This is a genomic window from Actinomycetota bacterium (assembly GCA_036280995.1).
In the GTDB taxonomy this organism is placed as follows: Bacteria; Actinomycetota; CALGFH01; order CALGFH01; family CALGFH01; genus CALGFH01.
The window spans coordinates 1-2,744 of record DASUPQ010000311.1; the positions used below are offsets into that span (position 1 = coordinate 1).

Sequence of the window (2,744 nt, forward strand, 5' to 3'; positions counted from 1 at the left end):
GACCGGTTCGCCTCGATCAGCTTCGTGGCCGCCCTTCCGGACGCCACCCGGGCCCGGGTCCTGGCCGAGATCGAGGAGGTGGCGGCGGCCGAGCCGTCCCTGGCCGGGCCGGGGCCGGTCGCCGTGCCCTACCGCACCGACCTGTTCTGGACCGAGCGCCTCACGGGCCCGGCGGGACGACGCTGATGACGACGTTGCCGAGCTTGCGCCCCGTCTCCACGTACCGGTAGGCGTCGACGATCTCGTCCAGCGGGTAGCGCCGGTCGACCAGCGGCCGGAACGCCCCCGACTCGAGCAGCCCTCGGAGGTACCGGATCGTCTCCGGGTTCTGCCTGGGGATGGGGAACTTCACCCGCCGGCCGCGGAACGCCGGGGTGACCAGGGCCAGGAACGGGTTCTGGGACAGCGGGCCCAGGTCGGTCGAGAGGTAGCTCCCGCCCGGCCGCAGCAGCCGCCGGCAGCGGCCGAACGAGCTGTTGCCGACCGCGTCCAGGACCACGTCGTAGGCCTGGCCGTCCCTGGTGAAGTCCTCGGCCGTGTAGTCGATCACCCGGCCGGCGCCCAGGCGCCGGACCAGCTCCAGGTTGGCGCTGTCGCAGACCGCGGTCACGGTCGCCCCCAGGTGGGCCAGGAGCTGGACGGCGGCCGAGCCGATGGCGCCGGTGGCCCCGTTGACGAGGACGTCGTGGCCGCCCCCGATCCCGGCCGCCCGGATCAGCGAAAGGGCGTAGTGGGCGCCCTCGGTGCCGGGCGCGGCCTCCTCGTAGGTCAGCTCGGCCGGGATGGTGGCCAGCGAGCCGTTCGCGGGCATGGCCAGGTACTCGGCGTGGGCGCCGAACCGCTCGCTCCGCCACCCGAACACCCGGTCGCCGGGCGCGAAGGCGGTGACGGCGGCGCCGACGGCCTCGACCTGGCCGGCGAACTCGTTCCCGAGGATCGCCAGCCGGGGCCTGACCGGGCCGAGGAAGAGCCGGTAGAGGAAGGGCTTGGCCGCCCGCACGCCGCAGTCGGTCCGGTTCACGGTGGTCGCGTGGACCTTGACGAGCACCTCGTCGTCCCCGGCCGCCGGCTGGTCCACCTCCGCGATCCGGACCACCTCCGGCGGCCCGTACCTGGTGCGGACCGCTGCCCTCATGGGCGAACTATACGGTCGGCCGAGCCGGACCGGTGGTGCCAGCCGCGGGCGGTGCGGGTGAGCTCGCGAAAGCCGAGGCGGGCCAGCAGGGCCAGGAGGTCCTGCTCCTTGGGCCAGGCGTACTCGAGCAGGCGCTCGACCCTGGCCAGGCGCAGCCAGTCCGCGGCCTGGCCGACCAGCCAGGTGGCGACGCCGCGGCGGCGGTAGGCCTCGACCACGTGCAGGTTGCCGACATCCGCCCAGCCGCCCAGGTGGGCCAGGCGGCCGCCCTCGGCCAGGTTGGTCTCGACCTCGATGAAGCCGACCGCCTCCTCGCCGAGGCAGGCCGACAGGCGGGTGCCGCTCTCCCCCACCGACCGCCGCAGCCGGAGCCCCTCCAGCGGCGGCCGGGCCGGCTGGGGCAGCTCGTCGACCCTGGCCAGCAGGACGATCTCGACATGGCCGTCGTGGACGAACCCGGCCTGCTCGTAGAGCGCCCGCACGTGCGGCCACTGCTCGGGCACGCCGTACACGCCGGGCGCGGGGAGCGCCCCGTCGACGTGCCAGTGGCCCACGCCCCAGGAGCGCAGCTGCACCAGGCAGGCGTCCATGAGGGCGCCGGCCGCCTCCTCCGAGTCGCGCCAGTGCGCGGCCCGCGGCCAGAACAGCAGCCAGTTGATCTCGGCGGTGTCGCGGCAGGCCTTGCCCACCTCCCCGCCGCCGCCGTAGCGCAGCAGGTGGGCGGCGGCCACCACCCGGCCCCGCTGCTCGGCCACCAGCGTCATCCGCTCGGTGACCCAGGGATCCACGATGAACTCGCCGGGGTCGCGCTCCAGCTGGCTCAGGACGGTGTTGACCGACACCGACACGCCCGGCACGACGGCCTGGACGTGGGCGTTGACCAGGGCGGTGAGCTGCTCGCGGTCGGCGCGGCGGAACGGGCGTACCTGGACCTCGGACATGGCGGGCCTCCACGGCGACGGCGCCGTTGACGCGAAGGAGCTGGGAGGCCGCTACCGGTGCGGTACGCCTCCAACGGTATCAGGGCCGCGGTAGGTGCGCGGGTCGAGCAGGCAGAGGTCGGCCCGGCCGGCGGCCAGGACGGTGTTGACCTGGTCGGCGGTGATGAGGCCGCCCCCGACCATGGTCGCGACGCCGGCCGAGTTGCGGACCAGGTCGCTCCAGCCGACCAGGTGGAAGCGGCCGTAGTCGGGCCGGGTGGCGGCGGTGGTCTGGCCGGCGGTCACCTGGAGCAGCTCGCAGCCGTGCTCGGCGAGGGCCCTGGCCACGGCGACGGCCTCGTCGGGCTCCAGGCCGCCCCGGGCCCAGTCGGTGGCGGTCACGGCCGCCCACAGGGGCCGCTCGGTGGGCCAGGCGTCGCGGACGGCGTCGACCACCTGCAGGGGGAAGCGCAGGCGGCCCTCCAGCGACCCGCCGAAGCGGTCGTGACGCCGGTTGGCCAGCGGCGACAGGAACCCGCCGAGCAGGTAGCCGTGGGCCAGGTCGAGCAGGAGGACCTCGACGCCGGCGGCGGCGGCCCGCCCGGCCGCGGCCGCGAACGCGGCCGTGATCCGCTCCAGGTCGCCGGCGCCCATCGCCCTGGGCATCGGGCCGCCGGGGAGATAGGGGA

At 75.4% G+C, this 2,744-nt stretch carries 4 protein-coding genes; 1 reads left to right on the plus strand and 3 read right to left on the minus strand.

The genetic code is table 11. The features are described 5' to 3' along the window. The coding region (locus VF468_10470; GenBank protein HEX5878731.1) for an SAM-dependent methyltransferase at window positions 1–186 on the plus strand (186 nt) is incomplete at its 5' end. On the opposite strand, the gene VF468_10475 is transcribed toward VF468_10470, so the two are convergent. The 3 genes from VF468_10475 to VF468_10485 form a co-directional block, all read right to left on the minus strand. Further along, window positions 161–1,135 (minus strand): NAD(P)-dependent alcohol dehydrogenase, encoded by a 975-nt coding sequence (locus VF468_10475; GenBank protein ID HEX5878732.1) that lies wholly within the window; start codon window positions 1,133–1,135, stop codon window positions 161–163. The two genes, VF468_10470 and VF468_10475, sit on opposite strands and share 26 nt — an antisense overlap. Then, window positions 1,132–2,076, minus strand: a complete 945-nt coding sequence (locus VF468_10480; protein ID HEX5878733.1) for a GNAT family N-acetyltransferase — start codon at window positions 2,074–2,076, stop codon at window positions 1,132–1,134. The genes VF468_10475 and VF468_10480 overlap by 4 nt, the downstream gene beginning before the upstream one ends. 51 nt (window positions 2,077–2,127) lie before the next feature. Continuing rightward, window positions 2,128–2,744: bifunctional salicylyl-CoA 5-hydroxylase/oxidoreductase (locus VF468_10485; GenBank protein HEX5878734.1), on the minus strand; the 617-nt coding region annotated here is incomplete at its 5' end.

Bases quoted from the DNA above. Each gene is read 5' to 3' on its own strand.
- VF468_10475 (HEX5878732.1), bottom strand. From the start codon at position 1,135: ATGAGGGCAGCGGTCCGCACCAGGTACGGGCCGCCGGAGGTGGTCCGG.
- VF468_10480 (HEX5878733.1), bottom strand. From the start codon at position 2,076: ATGTCCGAGGTCCAGGTACGCCCGTTCCGCCGCGCCGACCGCGAGCAG.